A 16566-nucleotide genomic window follows, 5' to 3' on the forward strand; every position below is an offset into this window, starting at 1 on the left:
GTTGAGCAGCACATGAAACGTCGAGGTAACAAGGTGGCAGCAGGGGCCGCGAGGCCGGATTGGGAAAGGGTTTATCGCCGATGGCCGATGGTTGGCATGCCGAGCTAGATTTGTGGTTTGCGAACTCCCACGGGAAGACGCGCCTGATGCGCCGGCGCCACGTCGGGCCGCTGGCTGTGCAGCGCGCCTTCCACCCAGAGGACGATGGCTCGGCTCACGTTTACATCCTGCATCCGCCAGGCGGTGTGGCAGGCGGCGATGTTCTCAACATAACCTGCGGCCTTGCGCCTGAGGCGCGCTGCGTTCTGACGACGCCTGGTGCGACGAAATTCTACCGCAGCGAAATCGGCACGAGTACGCAGCGCATACGGATCGATGTCGGCGCCGGTGCGGTCTGCGAGAATCTCCCGCAGGAGACGATCCTTTTCGAAGGCGCGGATGCCTCGATCAGTACGCGCGTGACGCTGGGCGAGGACGCGGCCTATGTCGGCTGGGATTTCGTCAGCCTTGGCCGCCCCGCCGCGGGCGAGGGCTTCGCAAGCGGCCGGCTTGCCCAGCGGGTCGAGATCTTTCGCAAGGATGAGCTGATCTGGTTTGAGCGAATGGCGTTTTCGCGCGCGCCGGAGGTTCTGGACGCGCCGGTGTTCTTCGGCGGAAAGCCTATTGTCGGAACCATGGTCTATGCAGGGCCGGCGCTGGAAAACACCGTTCAGCATATACGCGACGAGCTCGGCGAGCAGGCGCGCGGCGTGTTCTCGGCCAGCCAGCTCGAGCGCGTGATCGTCTGCCGCTATCTCGGAAGCCGGATGTCCGAGGGCAAGGCACTTTTTCTGCAAGCTTGGAGCATTCTTCGCGAACGCGGCCTGATGAAGAAGGCCGTCGCTCCGCGCATCTGGGCAACGTGAACAGCAAAACAAGGAGGCTAGCTCATGGAACTGCTACCGCGTGAAAGAGACAAGCTCCTGATCTTTACAGCCGGATTGGTCGCGGAGCGGCGCAGGGCGAAGGGTCTGAAGCTGAACTATCCTGAGGTCATAGCCTACATCTCGGCCGCCCTGCTGGAGGGCGCCCGCGAGGGGCGGACAGTGGCGGACCTCATGTCTTATGGCGCAACGCTGCTGACCCGCGAGGAGGTCATGGAGGGCGTGCCCGAGATGATCCACGACATCCAGGTGGAAGCAACCTTTCCTGACGGCACGAAGCTCGTGACCGTCCACAACCCAATTCCCTGAGGAGGCTATCATGATCCCCGGCGAATATTTCATCGAGAGTGGCTCGATCGACATCAATGCGGGCAGGCAGACCTTGAAGGTCGATGTCGCCAATTCCGGCGACCGACCGATCCAGGTCGGCTCTCACTACCATTTCTACGAGACCAACGAGGTTTTGCTGTTCGACCGCGGGCCCACGCGCGGCTTTCGGCTCAACATTCCGGCCGGCACGGCGGTTCGCTTCGAGCCTGGCCAGGAGCGAACGGTGGAGCTCGTGGCGCTCGACGGCAAGCGTGAGGTTTACGGGTTCAACGCCAAGGTCATGGGCAAGCTGTAGGAGGCTATGATGGCAACGATCACAAGGCAGACCTATGCTGATCTCTACGGCCCGACCAAGGGCGACAGGCTTCGGCTGGCCGATACCGAGCTCGTCATCGAGATCGAGGAAGACCGCACGGTTTACGGCGAAGAGGTGACCTTCGGAGGCGGCAAGGTGATCCGCGACGGCATGGGGCAGGGGCAGCGCCCCTACGCCGAGGTCGCCGACGTCGTCATCACCAATGTCATCATCATCGACCACTGGGGCATCATCAAAGCCGATGTCGGCATCAAGAATGGACGGATTTCCGGGATCGGCAAGTCCGGCAATCCGGATATCCAGCCGGGCGTCAACATCGTCGTTGGCGGCGCGACGGATGTGATCGCGGGCGAAGGCAAGATCCTCACCGCGGGCGGGATCGACACGCACATCCATTTCATCGCCCCGCAGCAGGCGGACGAGGCATTGGCGAGCGGCACGACCACGCTCGTTGGCGGTGGCGCCGGACCGACGGTCGGCACGCTTGCGACCACGGTGACAGCGGGCCCCTGGGCGATCCACCGCATGCTTGAGGCGGCGGAAGCGCTGCCGATCAATGTCGGGTTGCTTGGAAAGGGCAATATCAGCCTGCCCGATCCGTTGCGCGAACAGGTGCGCGCCGGTGTTGTCGGGCTGAAGCTTCACGAGGACTGGGGCACGACGCCGGCGGCGATCGACAATTGCCTGACGGTTGCCGACGAGATGGACGTGCAGGTGGCTCTTCACAGCGATACGCTGAATGAGAGCGGCTTCGTGCGCGACACCTTCGCGGCCATGAAGGGGCGCACGATCCACAGCTTCCACACCGAGGGCGCCGGCGGCGGCCATGCGCCTGACATCATCACTGCGGCGGGCGAGGAGAATGTGCTGCCGTCGTCCACCAACCCGACAAGGCCCTATACGATCAATACGGTGGACGAGCATCTCGACATGCTGATGGTCTGCCACCACCTGAGCCCGCAAATCCCGGAGGACGTCGCTTTCGCGGAATCGCGCATTCGGCGCGAGACGATCGCGGCCGAAGACATTCTCCACGATCTCGGCGTGTTTTCGATGATGTCGTCGGACTCTCAGGCGATGGGTCGTATCGGCGAGACGACGCTGCGGTGCTGGCAGACGGCGCACAAGATGAAGGTGCAGCGCGGTCCGCTGCCCGAGGATAGCGGGCGCAACGACAATTTCCGCGTAAAACGCTATGTCGCCAAATATACGATCAACCCGGCGCTGACGCATGGGTTCGCCGATCAGATCGGCTCGATCCAGGTCGGCAAGCGCGCCGATCTCGTGCTCTGGAAACCGGCATTCTTCGGCATCAAGCCGCAGCTGGTCCTGATCGGCGGCATGATCGCGATCGCTCCGATGGGTGATCCCAACGCGTCGATCTCGACGCCGCAGCCGGTGCACTATCGCCCGATGTACGGCGTGCTCGGAAGAGCGCTGGGTTCGACCGGCGTCACCTTCGTCTCGCAGGCCGCACTCGACGACGGTATCGGGGAAAAGCTGAAGCTCTCCAAGCAGCTTGCGGCCGTGAAAGGCACGCGGACGGTGCGCAAGAAGGACATGGTGCACAACAATCTGACGCCGAAACTGGAGGTCGATCCGCAAAACTACAATGTGCGGGTCGATGGCCAGCTGATCACCTGCGAGCCGGCGGATGTATTGCCAATGTCGCAGCGATACTTCCTCTTCTAGACGAGGAAAGCTCGGGCGTGAGGTCGCGCCCGGGCCGGACCAACACGCCGCGGGAACGAGGCACGCTGTCTCTTCCGGGCCGAGCCGAAGGAGCAGAGATCAATGAATTTGGATCGTTTCCGTGATCATCCATCCTTGTTCTTCGTGGATTGGTCACTGCGCGGCGTGGGCCAGGTCGTCTTCCAGAACAATCCGCTTTCGGGGCTGGTGATCCTCGCGGCGCTCGCTTGGAACTCATGGATCTATGCCGCGATCTGCGTGCTCGGCGTCATCGCCAGTACCGCCACCGCACTTGTTCTGAAGGCAGACAGGGCCGTGATGCGCGATGGGTTATATGGCTTCAACGGTGCGCTGGTGGGCTTGGCGCTCGTCGCCTTCACCAGCGAGAACTTTCGCACGGGCGCCATCCCGTCGGTCGCCATGGTCGTCTATCTCGTCTGCGCCGCCGCTTTCACCACTATGGCCTTCGCCAGCATGGGCGCGGTTCTGGCGCCATACAAGACCGCACCTCTGACGATGCCTTTCGTTCTCGTCGGATGGCTGTTTCTGTTCGCGGTGCTGAAGTTCGACGCTATCGATGCGGGGCCGATGGCAAAGCCGGTATCGCCCGAACAGTTTTCCGATACGGTGCCCTATGTCTTTGCGACCTGGTACGAGGGGATAGGGACCTCGATCGGGCAGATATTCTTCCAGGATAACTGGATTTCGGGCTACCTCATCATAGCCGCCATCGCCCTGAATTCCCGCATCAGCGCCGCGATGGGGCTGCTCGGTGCTGTGGTCGGCACGCTGGTGGCGGCCGTCTATGGCGGTCCGGAGGGCGCGGTTCGCGATGGTCTCTTCGGCTATAACTCCGCGCTGACGGCCATGGCGCTATGTGGTGTCTTCCTCGCCTTTAATTGGCGCAGCCTGATTTATGCGGTCTTCGGCGCCGTCATCTCCAGTTGGCTCTGGGCGTCCGTCGCGATTTTCCTCACACCGATCGCAATGCCGGTCCTGACGTCCACCTTCGTGCTGGTGACCTGGCTGATGCTTTTGGGGCAGGGCGCGTTCAAAGCGCTCGAGCCGGCATCCGCGGAGTAGCCCACGGCGCCTAGGGAAAGTCGGGCCAGGCAGGACAGGGCCGGTGAAAGTATCTATTCCGCGGCGACGTTGGTGACCGGGTCGGGCTCGACGCCGAATAGCCGTTGCTTGAGTGTTTCTCGGAGACTCTGAACGACTAGGTAAAGAACCGGGATCACGACAAGCCCAAGAACCGTGCCGAGAAGCAGGCCGCCAAGAACGGTAGCGCCGATCGCCTGACGGCTGCCCGCTCCGGCGCCTGTTGCGACCACCAGCGGCACGACACCCAAGATCGAGGCGAGCGCGGTCATCAGCACGGGCCTGAACCGCTGGGATGTCGCCTCGGAGGCTGCGTCCAGCGTGCTCATCCCCTCCTCGCGGCGTTCCTTGGCGAACTCGACGATCAGGATCGCATTCTTGGCCGCAAGGCCAATCAGCAACAGCATGCCGATCTGGGCGTAGATGTTGAGATCAATCCCGCCGATGACGAGCGCGCCCAGCGCGCCGACCACCGCGACCGCGACCGACAGCATGACGGCAACAGGCACGCTCCAGCTTTCATATTGCGCGACGAGGAAGAGATAGGTGAAGACGATGCCGGCGATCAGGATGATCACAGTCTCATTGCCGGATTGCTGTTCCTGAAGCGCAAGCCCGGTCCATTCGAAGCCGAACCCGTCAGGCATGGTCTCATTGGCGAGGTTGCCCATGATCGTGAGCGCCTGACCTGAGCTGGTGCCGGCCGCGGCTTGGCCGTTGATCGCTGCCGATGAGAAGAGATTGTACCGGTTGACCGAGCTCGGCCCATAGATCGTCTGAATGGAGATCATGCTCTGCAGCGGAACGAGCGCGCCCGACTGGCTGCGCACCCTGAGCCGCTGAATGTCGTCGATGCGCTGGCGATAGCTTGGCTCGTCCTGCAGCCGCACCTGATACACCCGCGAGAAGATGTTGAAGTCGTCGACATAGGCCGATCCGAGATGCGCCTGCAATGTGCTGAAGATCGCCGCCGGCGAGACGCCGTAGAGGTCGGCCCGTTTTCGGTCGATATCGAGATAGACCTGTGGCACGTCGGCGGAGAAGGTGCTGAACACGCCGGCGAGGCCGGGTGTTCGGTTTGCCTGGATGATCAGGTCGCGCATGACCTCGGCCAGCGCCTGCTGGCTTTGGCCGGCGCGTGCCTGGAGGCGGAAATCGAAGCCGCCCGTGGTGCCGAGCCCGGGGATCGCGGGCGGGTTGAAGGGTACGATCGATGCTGTTGAGATGGCGGCTAGTTGCGGGCGCAGCTTGGCGATGAGCGCGAAGGCGCTCTGGTCGGCGGGGCGCTCGCTCCATGGCTCCAGCGCGGAAATGATCATGCCGCTGTTCGAGCCACCACCGCCCACCATGCTGACGCCAGCGATGCCGATCGTATTGGCGATCCCGGGAGTCTGCTGCAGGAGAGCGCTGACTTGCGCGATCGTCTGTTGCGTTCTCTCCAGCGAGGCGGCGTTCGGAAGCTGTACGTTCATGAACAGGTATCCCTGGTCCTCGGCCGGCACGAAGCCGGTGGGGAGAACGCGGTAGAAGCCGTAAATGCCGCCGATAACGGCGACAAACAGCACGCCGGCCAGCACGAGACGCCGGGCAAACATCATAAACATGCTGAGGTAGAAGCGGCGGGATGCCTCAAGGCCGTTGTTCATCCGGCCGAAAAGACCCGTCTTGCGTTCAGGTGCCGGCCTCAGGATGAGCACGCAGAGCGCGGGGCTCAGTGTGAGTGCGTTGATGGTCGAAAAGACCACGGTCACGAGGATGGTGACGGCAAATTGGCGGTAGAGTTCGCCGGTGATCCCGGCCAGGAAAGCCACCGGGACGAAGAGTGCCGCGAGAACCAGGGTGGTCGCGACGATCGGTCCGGTGACCTGCTGCATGGTGGCGAGCGTCGCGGCTCGTATATCCATCGCCTTTTCGCTCATCAGTCGCTGGGCGTTTTCCACGACAATGATAGCGTCGTCGACCACGAGGCTGATCGCCAGGATCACGGCGAAGAGCGTGATCGTGTTCGCCGAATAGCCGAGAACGTAGAGAACGGCGAAGCCGCCGATCAGTGAGACCGGGATGGTCAGCGTCGGGATGACGGTGGCGCGCCAGTCCTGCAGGAACGCGTAGACGACGGCCACGACAAGGACAAAGGTGATCGCAAGCGTCACGAAGATTTCTCGGATGGTCTCGCGCACGAACGAGGTCGTGTCGAAGACCAGCGTATAGGCGACATCATCGGGGAACTGCTTCGAGAGCCGCTCGACTTCGCCAAGCACAGCGTTCGATACCGCAAGCGCGTTGGCATCGGATGCCTGATAGACGACCACCGTCGCGCTGGGCCGGCCGTTCAGCGTCGAAGCCGTGTCATAGGATTGGGCGCCGAGCTCCACGCGCGCGACGTCGCGCAGGCGGACAACGCCGCCATCGCGGTTGCTGCGAACGATGATGTCGCCGAACTCGGCGGCATCTGCGAGCCGTCCGCGCGCCGTCACCGTGAGCTGCAGCTGCTGTCCGGTCATCGCCGGAGGCGAGCCGATCTGCCCGGCTGATGCCTGGGCATTCTGGGCTCGGATGACGGTCATGAGGTCGGCCGCCGTGACGCCCAGCGCCTCCATGCGATCCGGCATCATCCAGATGCGCATGCTGTAGGTCGGCCCGAACACGGCGGCTTCGCCGACGCCGGGAAGTCGGGAGATGGCGTCGCGAATGTTGATCGTCGCGTAATTGCTGATGAAGACTTCGTCGCGCGTGCCTTTCGGCGAATAGAGCGCAAGGCCGAGCAGCATGCTGGACGAGCGGCTGCGCACCGTGACGCCCGCCTGCGTGACGGCGGCCGGAAGGCGGGGCGTTGCCAGGGCGAGCCGGTTTTGAACGTTGACCTGGGCGATTGCCGGATCGGTCCCTGCCTCGAAGGTTACGGTCAGGCTGTATGTGCCGTTGTCGGTGCTTGAGGAAGACATGTACATCATGCCTTCCACGCCGTTGACCTGCTCTTCGATCGGCGCGCCGACGCTGTCGGTCATCACCTGCGCATTGGCGCCTGGATAACTGGCGGTGACCTGCACTTCCGGCGGCGTGATCTGCGGGAATTGCGCGACCGGTATTTGCATGAGTGCGACCGTGCCGGCGATAAGCATGACGACCGCGATCACCATGGCGAAGCGCGGGCGGCCGATGAAGGGAGCGGAAATGTTCATTTTGACACCGCCGGCTGGGACGCATCCTTGTCCGCGATGATCTCGACCGCAGAACCTTCCGTGACGTTCTGAAGCCCCTCGATGATGACGTTTTCACCGCCCTTCAGCCCGTCGTCGACGATCCAGCTGCCCTCTCGCTGCTCGGAGACGCTGATCCTGCGCTCCTCGGCTTTCTTGTCAGGCGTGACCAGCATCACGTACTTGCCCTCACGGTCCTGCTGCACTGCCCCCAGCGGAACCGTGGCCCGTTCCTTCCGCGCGGTCTCGGATACGACGACGGTGACGAACTGGCCTGGGATCAGCAGGAAGTCGCTGTTTGGAAAGACCGAGCGGACGGCCAGCGTTCCGGTGCCTTCATCCACCTCGTTTCCCAGGAAGGCGATGGGCGCGTTCTGCGAATAGATCTGTCCGTTGGATAGCCTCAGACGCGTCTGGTAGCGCTGGGCCAGCTCGTCCTTGCTGACATTGCCGGCGGCTTCGCGCAGATCGAGCAATGAGCGGTCACTGACCGAAAAGACCACCCTGACAGGATCCATCTGCACGACGCGCGCCAATGCGGGTGAGGCGGTGGTGATGAAGCTGCCGGGGGAAAAAGCAGCGGTTCCGATCCGGCCCTTCAGGGGCGCCACGATGCGGCTGTAGCTGAGATTGAGCTCGGCCTGCTTGACGGCCGCTTCCGCCGATTGCAGGTTGGCTGCGGCAGTGTCGCGCGCAGTTTCGCTCTGTTCGATTGTTGCGCGTGCGACGGTCTGGTTGAGGGACTGATTGCGCACCATCTGGCGTTCGGCATCAAGCAGTGTCGCCTTGGCGCGGGCGAGATTGGCATTGGCATCGGCCAGTGCGATCTCAAGCGCCCGGCTGTCGATCTTGAAGAGCTCCTGGCCTTCCTCGACCACGGCGCCTTCCTCGAACAGCCTCTGATCGACGAAGCCGTCAATCCGGGAACGGATGTCCACGGCATTCAGCGCTTCCACCCGCCCGACGAATTCGTGCTTCGGCGAAACATCCTCAACTGCAACGGTGATTGTCGCCACTTTCGGCACATCCTGTGCCTGTGCCGTTATTGAATGCGAGGCTGCGATGAACGAGGCGAGAAAGAAACCAGAAAATCTGCCAGGAATTCCCATCCGTCACACTCCTGAAAGCGTCAATGGCCATGGCCGAAGCGGTGGACGAAACGCGAGTTCAGACCTCGCGCTCCGACGGCGGCACTCGAAGCTTATTTCCGCAGGGCATGGCCCGGAAAGCGGAAAATGCCGTTTAAACAGTGGTTTCGCGCTCATTCTCGCAGAAATGGATACTGTGCACGACGCTGGGATAAACTGCACAGCCACGAGCAAGTAGCCACGCTGTCACAAACGCGGACGGTGCCGCGCGCGGTCCGGCGGTGCTTGGGAGGATGTTCCCAGGGGCGGCTAAGAGCGGTTCGCTATATCACCGCTCGCCAGCAGGGAGCGCCAAGGCGGACCGCCGGCGAAATGGGCGGCGGAAAGTCTCGGCGCCTCATTGATCCGCAGCCATCCGGTCTCGCGGGCCTCCTTCGGCGTCATCCCGAACTCACGACGGAAGGTTCGGCTGTATGTCGATGGATCCATGAAGCCCCATTCTTCGGCAATCAGCGAGATGGAGCGCCGGTCCTTGTCGTCCGAAAGGATGTCCCTGGTACGCAGCAGTCGTTGGCGGCGGATGTAATTGGAAATGCCGCCGCTGGCCTCGAAAATCCGATAGAGCCGGGACCGCGAAATATTCAGATCGCGGCAAAGCTTTTCCGGCGATAGATCGCGCTTGGCAAGCTGCGCGGCAATGAGCTTCTTGGCGCGCGCCATGATAACGCCGTTGATCGGTCCTTCGGCTTCGACAAGGTGATCGCGCGATGGCGCAAGGCAGGCGGCGAGCAATGTGATCGTCGCGACCGCGATATGTTCGGCGTCTCTCTCCATCCGGTTGGGAAGGGAGCGGTGGAGAAGCTGGAGGTAATCCACGATCATGGCCGCCATCTCGGGGCGAATGGCGAGGTCATAGGGCTGCGAGAACGCGAAGTCGCGGGGAAGCAGAAGCGCAAGCGCGCCGTCATCCTCGCCTTCCGCCTCGTAGGGCGCGGCAAGGCAATGCCAGTGCAGCTGGCCGGGAATGCTCGGGCCGCCATTGTCCGAGGCCGTCAACGGGACGCTGAGGATCCAGTGATCAAAAACGGGATCCTTCTTGTTGTTCCATCGACGGCGATAACCGGTGCCACGGTAATCCAGCGACATCAGCGCGAGGCTTCCGAGCTGCCAGACCTGCTGATGCGCGGTGAACGCACTGAACTTTTCCCGCAGCAGCGTGACATCGCCGAGATTGGCATTCCAGGATCGGTAGAGATCAAATTGTTCGGCGGGCGGCGCGGCGGATGTGTCGATGTCGACGACGCATGTGAGGGGAGCTTGGCCCTCGTCCTTGCCGGCGATGTTGCTGTCGTGCTGCATGATCCATCCTGCTGTTGAGAGCCTATGACTGACAGAAGGTTGGTTGTGTGGAGAGGAAGATGTCGCGCGTGTTTAGAGGCACGGTGGGGCGGATCGCCAATGCTGTTCCGGCGTTCATGAGCATTACTCCTTGTTCGATGGCGATCACGAAACGTCGGCTCATCAGCAACAGGGCGCTGGCCGAGAGGAACGAGAAAGCACGTTGGTCGAACCTAGAAAGCAGAGTTCAGGCAGGGCATTAGTGGTTGCAATTGCGTGTCGATATCACGCAACTCTATTCATATGTTCCGGTTTGAATATATGCATTCCATCCCAATTCTGTGCAGAGTGTCCATTTCTGCCCCACCAAGCAGAAGGAACGCAATCTCGCCAAATTTGTCAGTTGCCCATCGACATGCCGAGTGAATTGCTGATGAGCAGCGTGTTCAATGTGGGATTGCTGCCACCTGCCTGATCCATCTTGAGCGAGCCCGGATGCAGCATTCCCTGCCAGCCCAGCGCCCGCACTTCCTTCGGCGACAGTCCGAATTCGCGCTTGAACATGCGGCTGTAGGTCGATGGATCGGTAAAGCCCATATTCTCCGCGATCTGCGCGATCGAGTGCACATTGGCGCTATCGGCCAGCGCGCGGCGCGTCTCAAGCAGTCGTTTTCGGCGGATATAGTTGGAGATTCCGCCCGCCGGTTCGAAAATCCGGTAGAGGCGCGAGCGCGATACGCCGACACTTTTGCAAAGATACTCCGGGCTTAGGCCCGGGTCTGCAAGCTTGGCATCGATCGCCCTGATGGCGCGGGTCGTTATCACGGCATCGATGGGCGCCTGTGCCTGCGCCATCTTCTCGTGAGAGGGTGCGAGCACGGCTGCAAGCATGTGTATGGTCGCTTCGGCGACCCTCGCAACGTTGCTTCGGCGCAGGTGAGTGAGATTGTGATGCAGGAGGATCAGATAGTCGGCGAGGAACTCAGCGTCGTCGTCCGCGATCTCCGGGTGGAGGGACGCATCAACCATGTTGTATGGCAGAAAGAGCGCGATCAACCGCCCCTCGCTTTCGCAGGCATGCGGCGCCGTGAGGTTCGTTATGCCAAGCTTTCGCCGGGAGGTTCTATCGGCTGTGCTCGATACGCCGCTGTTTTTTACGCTGACGACCCAATTGTCGACGGCCGGCTTTCTCTTGTGCTCCCACCGCAGGAGATGATCGGGAGACGCATCGATGACGGCAAAGGCGATATCGCCGAGCTGCCAGATTTTCTCCGTCGCCTCGAAGGTATTCGTCTCGCCGCTCTTCAGGCCTACATCGAGGATGGACGAATGCCAGTTTCGAAAAACCTCGAACCGCTCCGGCGCGCGAGCGCGTGAAGTATCACATTCGATTGCGCATCTCAGTGGTTCGTCCGCGAAAGCCGCGGCGGATGTCGACCCCAATTCTACCCGTGCATTCATGATGTCGCTCCTTGAACACAAGACTAAGCAAGCATGAAGTGATCAGTATCGACGAAGGCGGTGGTGCACCCGGAGGGAAGCTGATTTGCACCACGACGGCAATGTTGACTGCGTGCGGAAGGTAAATCTAAAGCGAAGATCACTAATACAATTCTTGCTATGTAAAAGAAAGACGCAATGCGCGTCCATTTTCCCGGTTAACGTGTTTCCGGATGTGGGAGGAGCTGGGATCTGGCTTGCGCCGCTCGTGAAAGGTCCGCTGTGTTAAAGGCTGTTCTTGTGCAGCCGCCCATCCTTCATGATCGCCAGGAAATTCTTCTGCGGATTTTCGACCAGGCTCAGGTCTTCCGTCGGGTTGCCATCGACGACAACCAGGTCCGCCAGGGCGCCTTTTTCGATGACGCCGAGCTTGCCGGGATAAGGGTTGCGCAAGTTGGAGAGTTCGAGCAGTTGCGCGTTGCCTGATGTCGTCATCTGCAGCACCTCGGCGTTCTTGTACCAGTTGCCCAGATGGGTCAGCATGATGTTCTGCCGTGGTCCAAGTTCCGGAGAAAAGAGCACGTCAGATCCCCAGGCGGTCTTGATGCCGTGCTTGCGCGCATATTGGTAGAGCGTCGGGGTTCCGAGGAAAATCTGCTTGGCGCGCTCGACGCCGGGGCCGCTTTGAGAGGCAGCGTCCGCCATCGTCAGGAAGGGCTGGGTGCTCAGCCACACGCCCTTTTCGGCGATCATGATCGCTGTCTCTTCATCGATCAGATGAGCGTGCTCGATGCAGGTCACGCCCGCGCGCAGGGCGCGTTGAACGGCTCGGGTGGTGTAGGCATGGAGGGCGACATAGGTGTTCCAGTCCGCAGCAACGCTAGCCGCGGCGCGCAGTTCGTCCTCGCTGAAGGTGATCATATCAAGCGGGCTGCGCGGCGATGAAACACCGCCGCTGCCGACGATCTTTACCTGGGAAGCGCCCTGCAGAAGCTGCTCGCGTACACGAAGCTGCAATTCGGCTACACCGTCGACGATCGCAGCGCCTCCAAAAAGTTCGCCGCTGCTTAGCTTGTTTCCGTCCCTCGGAATCTCGGTGGGAAGACGCAGGTCGCCATGCCCGCCCGATGTGGTGATCATGGCGCCGGACGGATAGATGCGGGGTCCGGGGATGAGGCCGGCGTCGATCGCTTGCTTGAATGAAAAGACAGGGCCGCCAAGATCGCGCACCGTGGTGAAGCCGCGCATCAGCGTGCGCTCGGCTTCAGCGGTGGAAGCGGCGAAGACGATACCGGGATCTCCGCCGAGGAGCAGGTTCAGCGGCACCGCTGCGAAAATCGTGTGCCAGTGCGCATCGATGAGGCCCGGCATGATGACGCCGTTTCGGCAGTCCAGAACGGTTGCGCCGTCGGGCGGCGGCGCATGGGAACGATCGACATTGGCGATCTGGTTGTCGCTGATCAGCACCTGGACATTGTCGACAACCGTGCCGGCCTTGCTGTCGAAGAGCCGGGCGTTGCTCAAGAGGGTCGTGTTCGGCTTGGTCGTCGCTTGCGCCAGACCCTGCGCGGGCAGGGCACCGACCAGGGCGGTCGCCGCTAGGCCTGACAGGAGATCGCGTCGCGAGAAGGCTTCCAGCCGACGCGAAGCCCGTTGCAGGTCCGGATGCGAACAGCCGCAGCCCGCGTCGTGAACAAGGTGGCGATACTTCTCTCCCATCCGCAGCATGGCTTTTCCTCCCTGGTTTCTTTGCGTTGCGGCCGATCTGCATGGCCGCAACATGATCTGTAATGGCACTGCCCTCGACCTAGAACGGCCAGACGAGCGGGACGATGAAGACGGCCACGACAAAAAACCAGGCAAGCAGCGGCAAACCCAGTTTCCAGTATTCGCCGAAAGTGTAGCCGCCGGGCCCCATGACCAAGGCGTTCGCCGGCGCTGCTATCGGCGTCAGGAAGGCTGCCGATGCCGCGACGGCGATGCTCATCATCACGGGACGTGGGGAGATGCCCATGCCGGCCGCCGCCGCAACCCCGATCGGGATTGCGATCAAGGCGGTCGCCATGTTGCTGATGAACTGTCCGAGCAGCGCGGTCAGCAGAAACAGACCTGCCAGAAGCATGGTCGGGCTGCTCTGCCCGAGAATATAGAGAAGGTGATCGGCGGCGAGTTGCGCGGCGCCGGTTTCCGTCATCGCGGTGCCGAGTGGCTTCATCGCCGCGACGAGCACCACGGTCGTCCAGCCGATCGCATTGCAGGACTGTTCCGGCGTCAGGATCCCCGAGAGGACAATTGCTCCAGCCGCCAGCAAGCCTGCCACAGCCGGCGGCACGAGGCTGGTCGCGAGAAGAAGGATCATCGCAGCCGAGATCGCGGCGGTCCGCTTTGCGTCGCCGCCCATTGGCGCGGCTTGCCGGCGAACGAGATCCGGGGAGCCAACTGTCAGCACATCCGGGTCGCTGAGCCGCGTGTCCAGCGCTTTCCAGGTTCCCTGCAGCAGCATCGTATCGCCGGCGCCGAGCACGACCGCGCCTGTCTGGCTATTTGCCTCGATTTCATCGATCTGAGTGCCGGCTTTCTGGACGGCGAGGACGATCAGATCGCCGCTCTCGGTCACCATGCCGGGGAAGACGCTTTGCCCGATCAGACCCGATCGGGGTGGGATCGCCACTTCCGCCAATCCCGATTTGTGCGTGAAGAGGATGTCGTCGGCGCCTCCTGCCTGCTCGCGAAAGGACAGGTGCGTCTCCGCCGCGAACTTCGCGACGACATCGGCGTCGCCGCGCAGGAGAAGATGATCGCCTTCCGCGATGTGCGGCCGGCTGATTGGCCGTGCCGTGTCGCCCTCGTGCACGGCGACCAGCTGCATGCCCTCATGGCGCGCGATCTCGATTGTCGCAGGCGTCTTGCCGACATAGTGGCAAGAGCCGCGAATCCGCAGGCGGTGGATGTCATTGCCAAGCCCATATTGCTCGACCAGCGTCCGCGCGTGCCGGCTGAAATCCGCGGGTATGGTTGCGCCATTTCGTTGCGGCAAAAGGCGCTCGCCGAGAAGCATGATGACCGCCATGCTGCCGAGGAGCAGCGGAAGGCCAACCAGCGCGAATTCGAAGAAGCCGAAGCCGGCAAAACCCGCGTCGATGGCGGCGTCGGACACAAGGACATTCACCGGCGTCCCTGTGAGTGCCAGCATGGAGCCGGCATGCGCCGCGAAGGCAAGCGGCATGAGAAGTTGCGAGGACTTTCGGCCAAGGCGGACCGCAATCACGATGACAACGGGCAATAGCGCCACGACAGCCCCGGTCGTCCCGACGAACATCGCCAGGATCGCTGCGAGGCTCATCATCAGGACGAGAAAGCGGTTGCGGCTTTTTTGGCCTGCTGCGCGGATCAGGTGCTTGCCGATCCAGGCGGTCACACCGGTAATTTCGAGCGCCGAGCTGACAACGAAGAGCGTCGCGATGAAGATGACGACTGGATCGCCGAAGCCCGCGAGCGCCTGGTCGAGACTGAGGACGCCCGAGGCCCACAGGGACAAGCACACCAGCATTGCGACAACCGCGACAGGCAGCTTGTTCCACACGAAGAGAACGATCGCTGCAGCGACGATGATCGCAACGAGGGCTACCGGACTCAATTCCACTATCCCTTTGAGAAGACCTGATCTTGAGGCGATTTCAAAGGCGCTGATGACCGCTCAGAGCATGTGAAACCGACCCACAGGATGAGCCGGGGGATACTAGATGTCATGAGCCGAGCGTCCCGAAGCTACGCTGTGCGTCCCGGAGTATTCAGGCTTCATTCGATTTCATCGTTGAAGCTATTGACCCCGTGTGAAGTCTGGAAGCAGGTGAAACTGACGGGTCGCGGAGCAAGTATTTCTTATGGTGACCATGCGTGCTGGCAAAGCGGTCTCGCATCGCCGCCCTGAGGTGCCGAGGTAAGGATGCGCTGGCGGCGGCTGTTCATGGTTTTGGTTCTCAATGCATGCCTGCTGGCCTGCGCTGGTCCGCAGGCGGGACTGTTGAACGTCACCCACCCGGCAAAAGACTCCGATCAGATCACGCTTATCGCGGCGACGACGCGGGCGCCCGTCCAGGACCCCGCGGTGCTCTACGGCGGCGAACGAGGCACATCTGTTTCTTACACCCGGATCGGGATTTCAGTTCCTCCAAACCGCAAGGCGGGGACGCTCGAACTGCCGCGCCGTTCTCCCGGCGATCCCGAGCGGACCTTCGCCGCGACATCGATAACCCCGATCAAGCGCGAAGATGTCGCCGCCGCGTTTCGTGCCCCAGGGGCCCACAAACGGCGCGCCTTCGTCTTCGTGCACGGCTACAGCACGACCTTCGATCGCGCGGTTTTCCGCTTTGCGCAGCTCGTGCACGATTCCGATGCGGATGCAGTTCCGATCCTCTTTTCATGGCCGTCGCGCGGGCGGTTTCTCGATTACAAACGCGACCTGGATAACGCATCCTACTCGCGATCGGATTTGGCGAACCTGCTTGAGGCCGCGATCGACAGCCAATCGATCAACGAGGTGGTGGTGCTCGCCCATTCCATGGGTGCCTGGCTCACGGTCGAGGCGATCCGGCAGGTCGCTCTGCGGCGCGGTGGCGTGCCGAGCAAGGTCTCTAGCCTCATCCTCGCTTCCCCGGACCTGGATGTCGGTGTCTTCCGCCGGCAGGTGGAGGATATGGGGCCGAAGCGGCCCAAGATCACGATTTTCGTCGCGCGCAACGACTTGGCGCTTCGGCTGTCGCGGTTCATTGCGCGCGGAGATGCCCGTCTAGGCGGCATCGACCCTACGCAGGAGGATTACCGGCGGACACTGTCGGATCTGCAGGGTGTCACGGTCCTGGATCTGAGCGCGCTGAGTTCGGGTGATCGGGTCAATCACGCGCTGTTCGCCACCAGCCCCGAGGCCGTTCGTTTGATCGGCGATCGGCTGGTGCAAGGGCAGCAAATCTCGGACGCTGATGTTGCGAGGCCCACGACGGCGGTCGATGCGATCGGCGCCGCCGCGACCTTTGCGGTTGCCGCGCCGATCCTGATCTTCGACATGGCGACCAGCCAATGAGACGCCCAGGTCGAAAATGGGACGACCGGCGCAATATTGGGATTCGCCGCGCATCAAT

General features: G+C 62.1%; 12 protein-coding genes. 6 read left to right on the top strand and 6 right to left on the bottom strand.

Annotated features, from left to right (window positions below; translation table 11 throughout):
* Positions 1–146 precede the first annotated feature (146 nt).
* From D460_RS0106680 to D460_RS32670, 5 genes are all read left to right on the top strand, one after another.
* Positions 147–905 carry an urease accessory protein UreD gene (locus D460_RS0106680; RefSeq protein ID WP_245267721.1) on the top strand — a complete coding sequence of 253 codons (759 nt, stop codon included), beginning with the start codon at positions 147–149 and terminating at the stop codon, positions 903–905.
* 24 nt (positions 906–929) lie between these two features.
* Positions 930–1232: an urease subunit gamma gene (gene ureA, locus D460_RS0106685; RefSeq protein WP_018897749.1), complete on the top strand. Its 303-nt coding sequence runs from the start codon at positions 930–932 to the stop codon at positions 1230–1232.
* A 10-nt stretch (positions 1233–1242) separates the two neighbouring features.
* Positions 1243–1548: an urease subunit beta gene (locus D460_RS0106690; RefSeq protein ID WP_018897750.1), complete on the top strand. Its 306-nt coding sequence runs from the start codon at positions 1243–1245 to the stop codon at positions 1546–1548.
* A gap of 6 nt (positions 1549–1554) precedes the next feature.
* Positions 1555–3261: an urease subunit alpha gene (gene ureC, locus D460_RS0106695; RefSeq protein WP_037110906.1), complete on the top strand. Its 1707-nt coding sequence runs from the start codon at positions 1555–1557 to the stop codon at positions 3259–3261.
* A gap of 102 nt (positions 3262–3363) precedes the next feature.
* The gene (locus D460_RS32670) at positions 3364–4344 is read left to right on the top strand and encodes an urea transporter (RefSeq protein ID WP_018897752.1); all 981 of its coding nucleotides are present in this window, start codon (positions 3364–3366) and stop codon (positions 4342–4344) included.
* Positions 4345–4397: 53 nt separating this feature from the next.
* Here D460_RS32670 and D460_RS0106705 read toward each other — a convergent pair whose 3' ends face one another.
* The 6 genes from D460_RS0106705 to D460_RS0106730 form a co-directional block, all read right to left on the bottom strand.
* Positions 4398–7544 (bottom strand): multidrug efflux RND transporter permease subunit, encoded by a 3147-nt coding sequence (locus tag D460_RS0106705; protein ID WP_018897753.1) that lies wholly within the window; start codon positions 7542–7544, stop codon positions 4398–4400.
* A complete protein-coding gene (locus tag D460_RS32675) occupies positions 7541–8578 on the bottom strand; it encodes an efflux RND transporter periplasmic adaptor subunit (RefSeq protein WP_245267722.1) in 1038 nt (345 codons plus the stop codon). The genes D460_RS0106705 and D460_RS32675 overlap by 4 nt, the downstream gene beginning before the upstream one ends.
* A gap of 381 nt (positions 8579–8959) precedes the next feature.
* The gene (locus D460_RS34455; RefSeq protein WP_018897756.1) at positions 8960–10009 is read right to left on the bottom strand and encodes a helix-turn-helix domain-containing protein; all 1050 of its coding nucleotides are present in this window, start codon (positions 10007–10009) and stop codon (positions 8960–8962) included.
* A gap of 378 nt (positions 10010–10387) precedes the next feature.
* On the bottom strand, positions 10388–11449 hold the full coding sequence (locus D460_RS0106720) for a helix-turn-helix domain-containing protein (protein ID WP_018897758.1): 1062 nt from the start codon (positions 11447–11449) through the stop codon (positions 10388–10390).
* 264 nt (positions 11450–11713) lie between these two features.
* Complete coding sequence (locus tag D460_RS0106725) at positions 11714–13156, bottom strand: amidohydrolase family protein (RefSeq protein WP_018897759.1); 1443 nt, start codon at positions 13154–13156, stop codon at positions 11714–11716.
* Positions 13157–13235: 79 nt separating this feature from the next.
* The gene (locus D460_RS0106730; RefSeq protein WP_018897760.1) at positions 13236–15065 is read right to left on the bottom strand and encodes an SLC13 family permease; all 1830 of its coding nucleotides are present in this window, start codon (positions 15063–15065) and stop codon (positions 13236–13238) included.
* A 330-nt stretch (positions 15066–15395) separates the two neighbouring features.
* Between D460_RS0106730 and D460_RS0106735 the strand changes: the two genes are divergently transcribed.
* Positions 15396–16508, top strand: a complete 1113-nt coding sequence (locus D460_RS0106735) for an alpha/beta fold hydrolase (RefSeq protein ID WP_155947694.1) — start codon at positions 15396–15398, stop codon at positions 16506–16508.
* The last annotated feature ends 58 nt before the right edge of the window (positions 16509–16566 follow it).

It is taken from the genome of Rhizobium sp. 2MFCol3.1 (assembly GCF_000377565.1).
Taxonomy (GTDB): Bacteria; Pseudomonadota; Alphaproteobacteria; order Rhizobiales; family Rhizobiaceae; genus Rhizobium.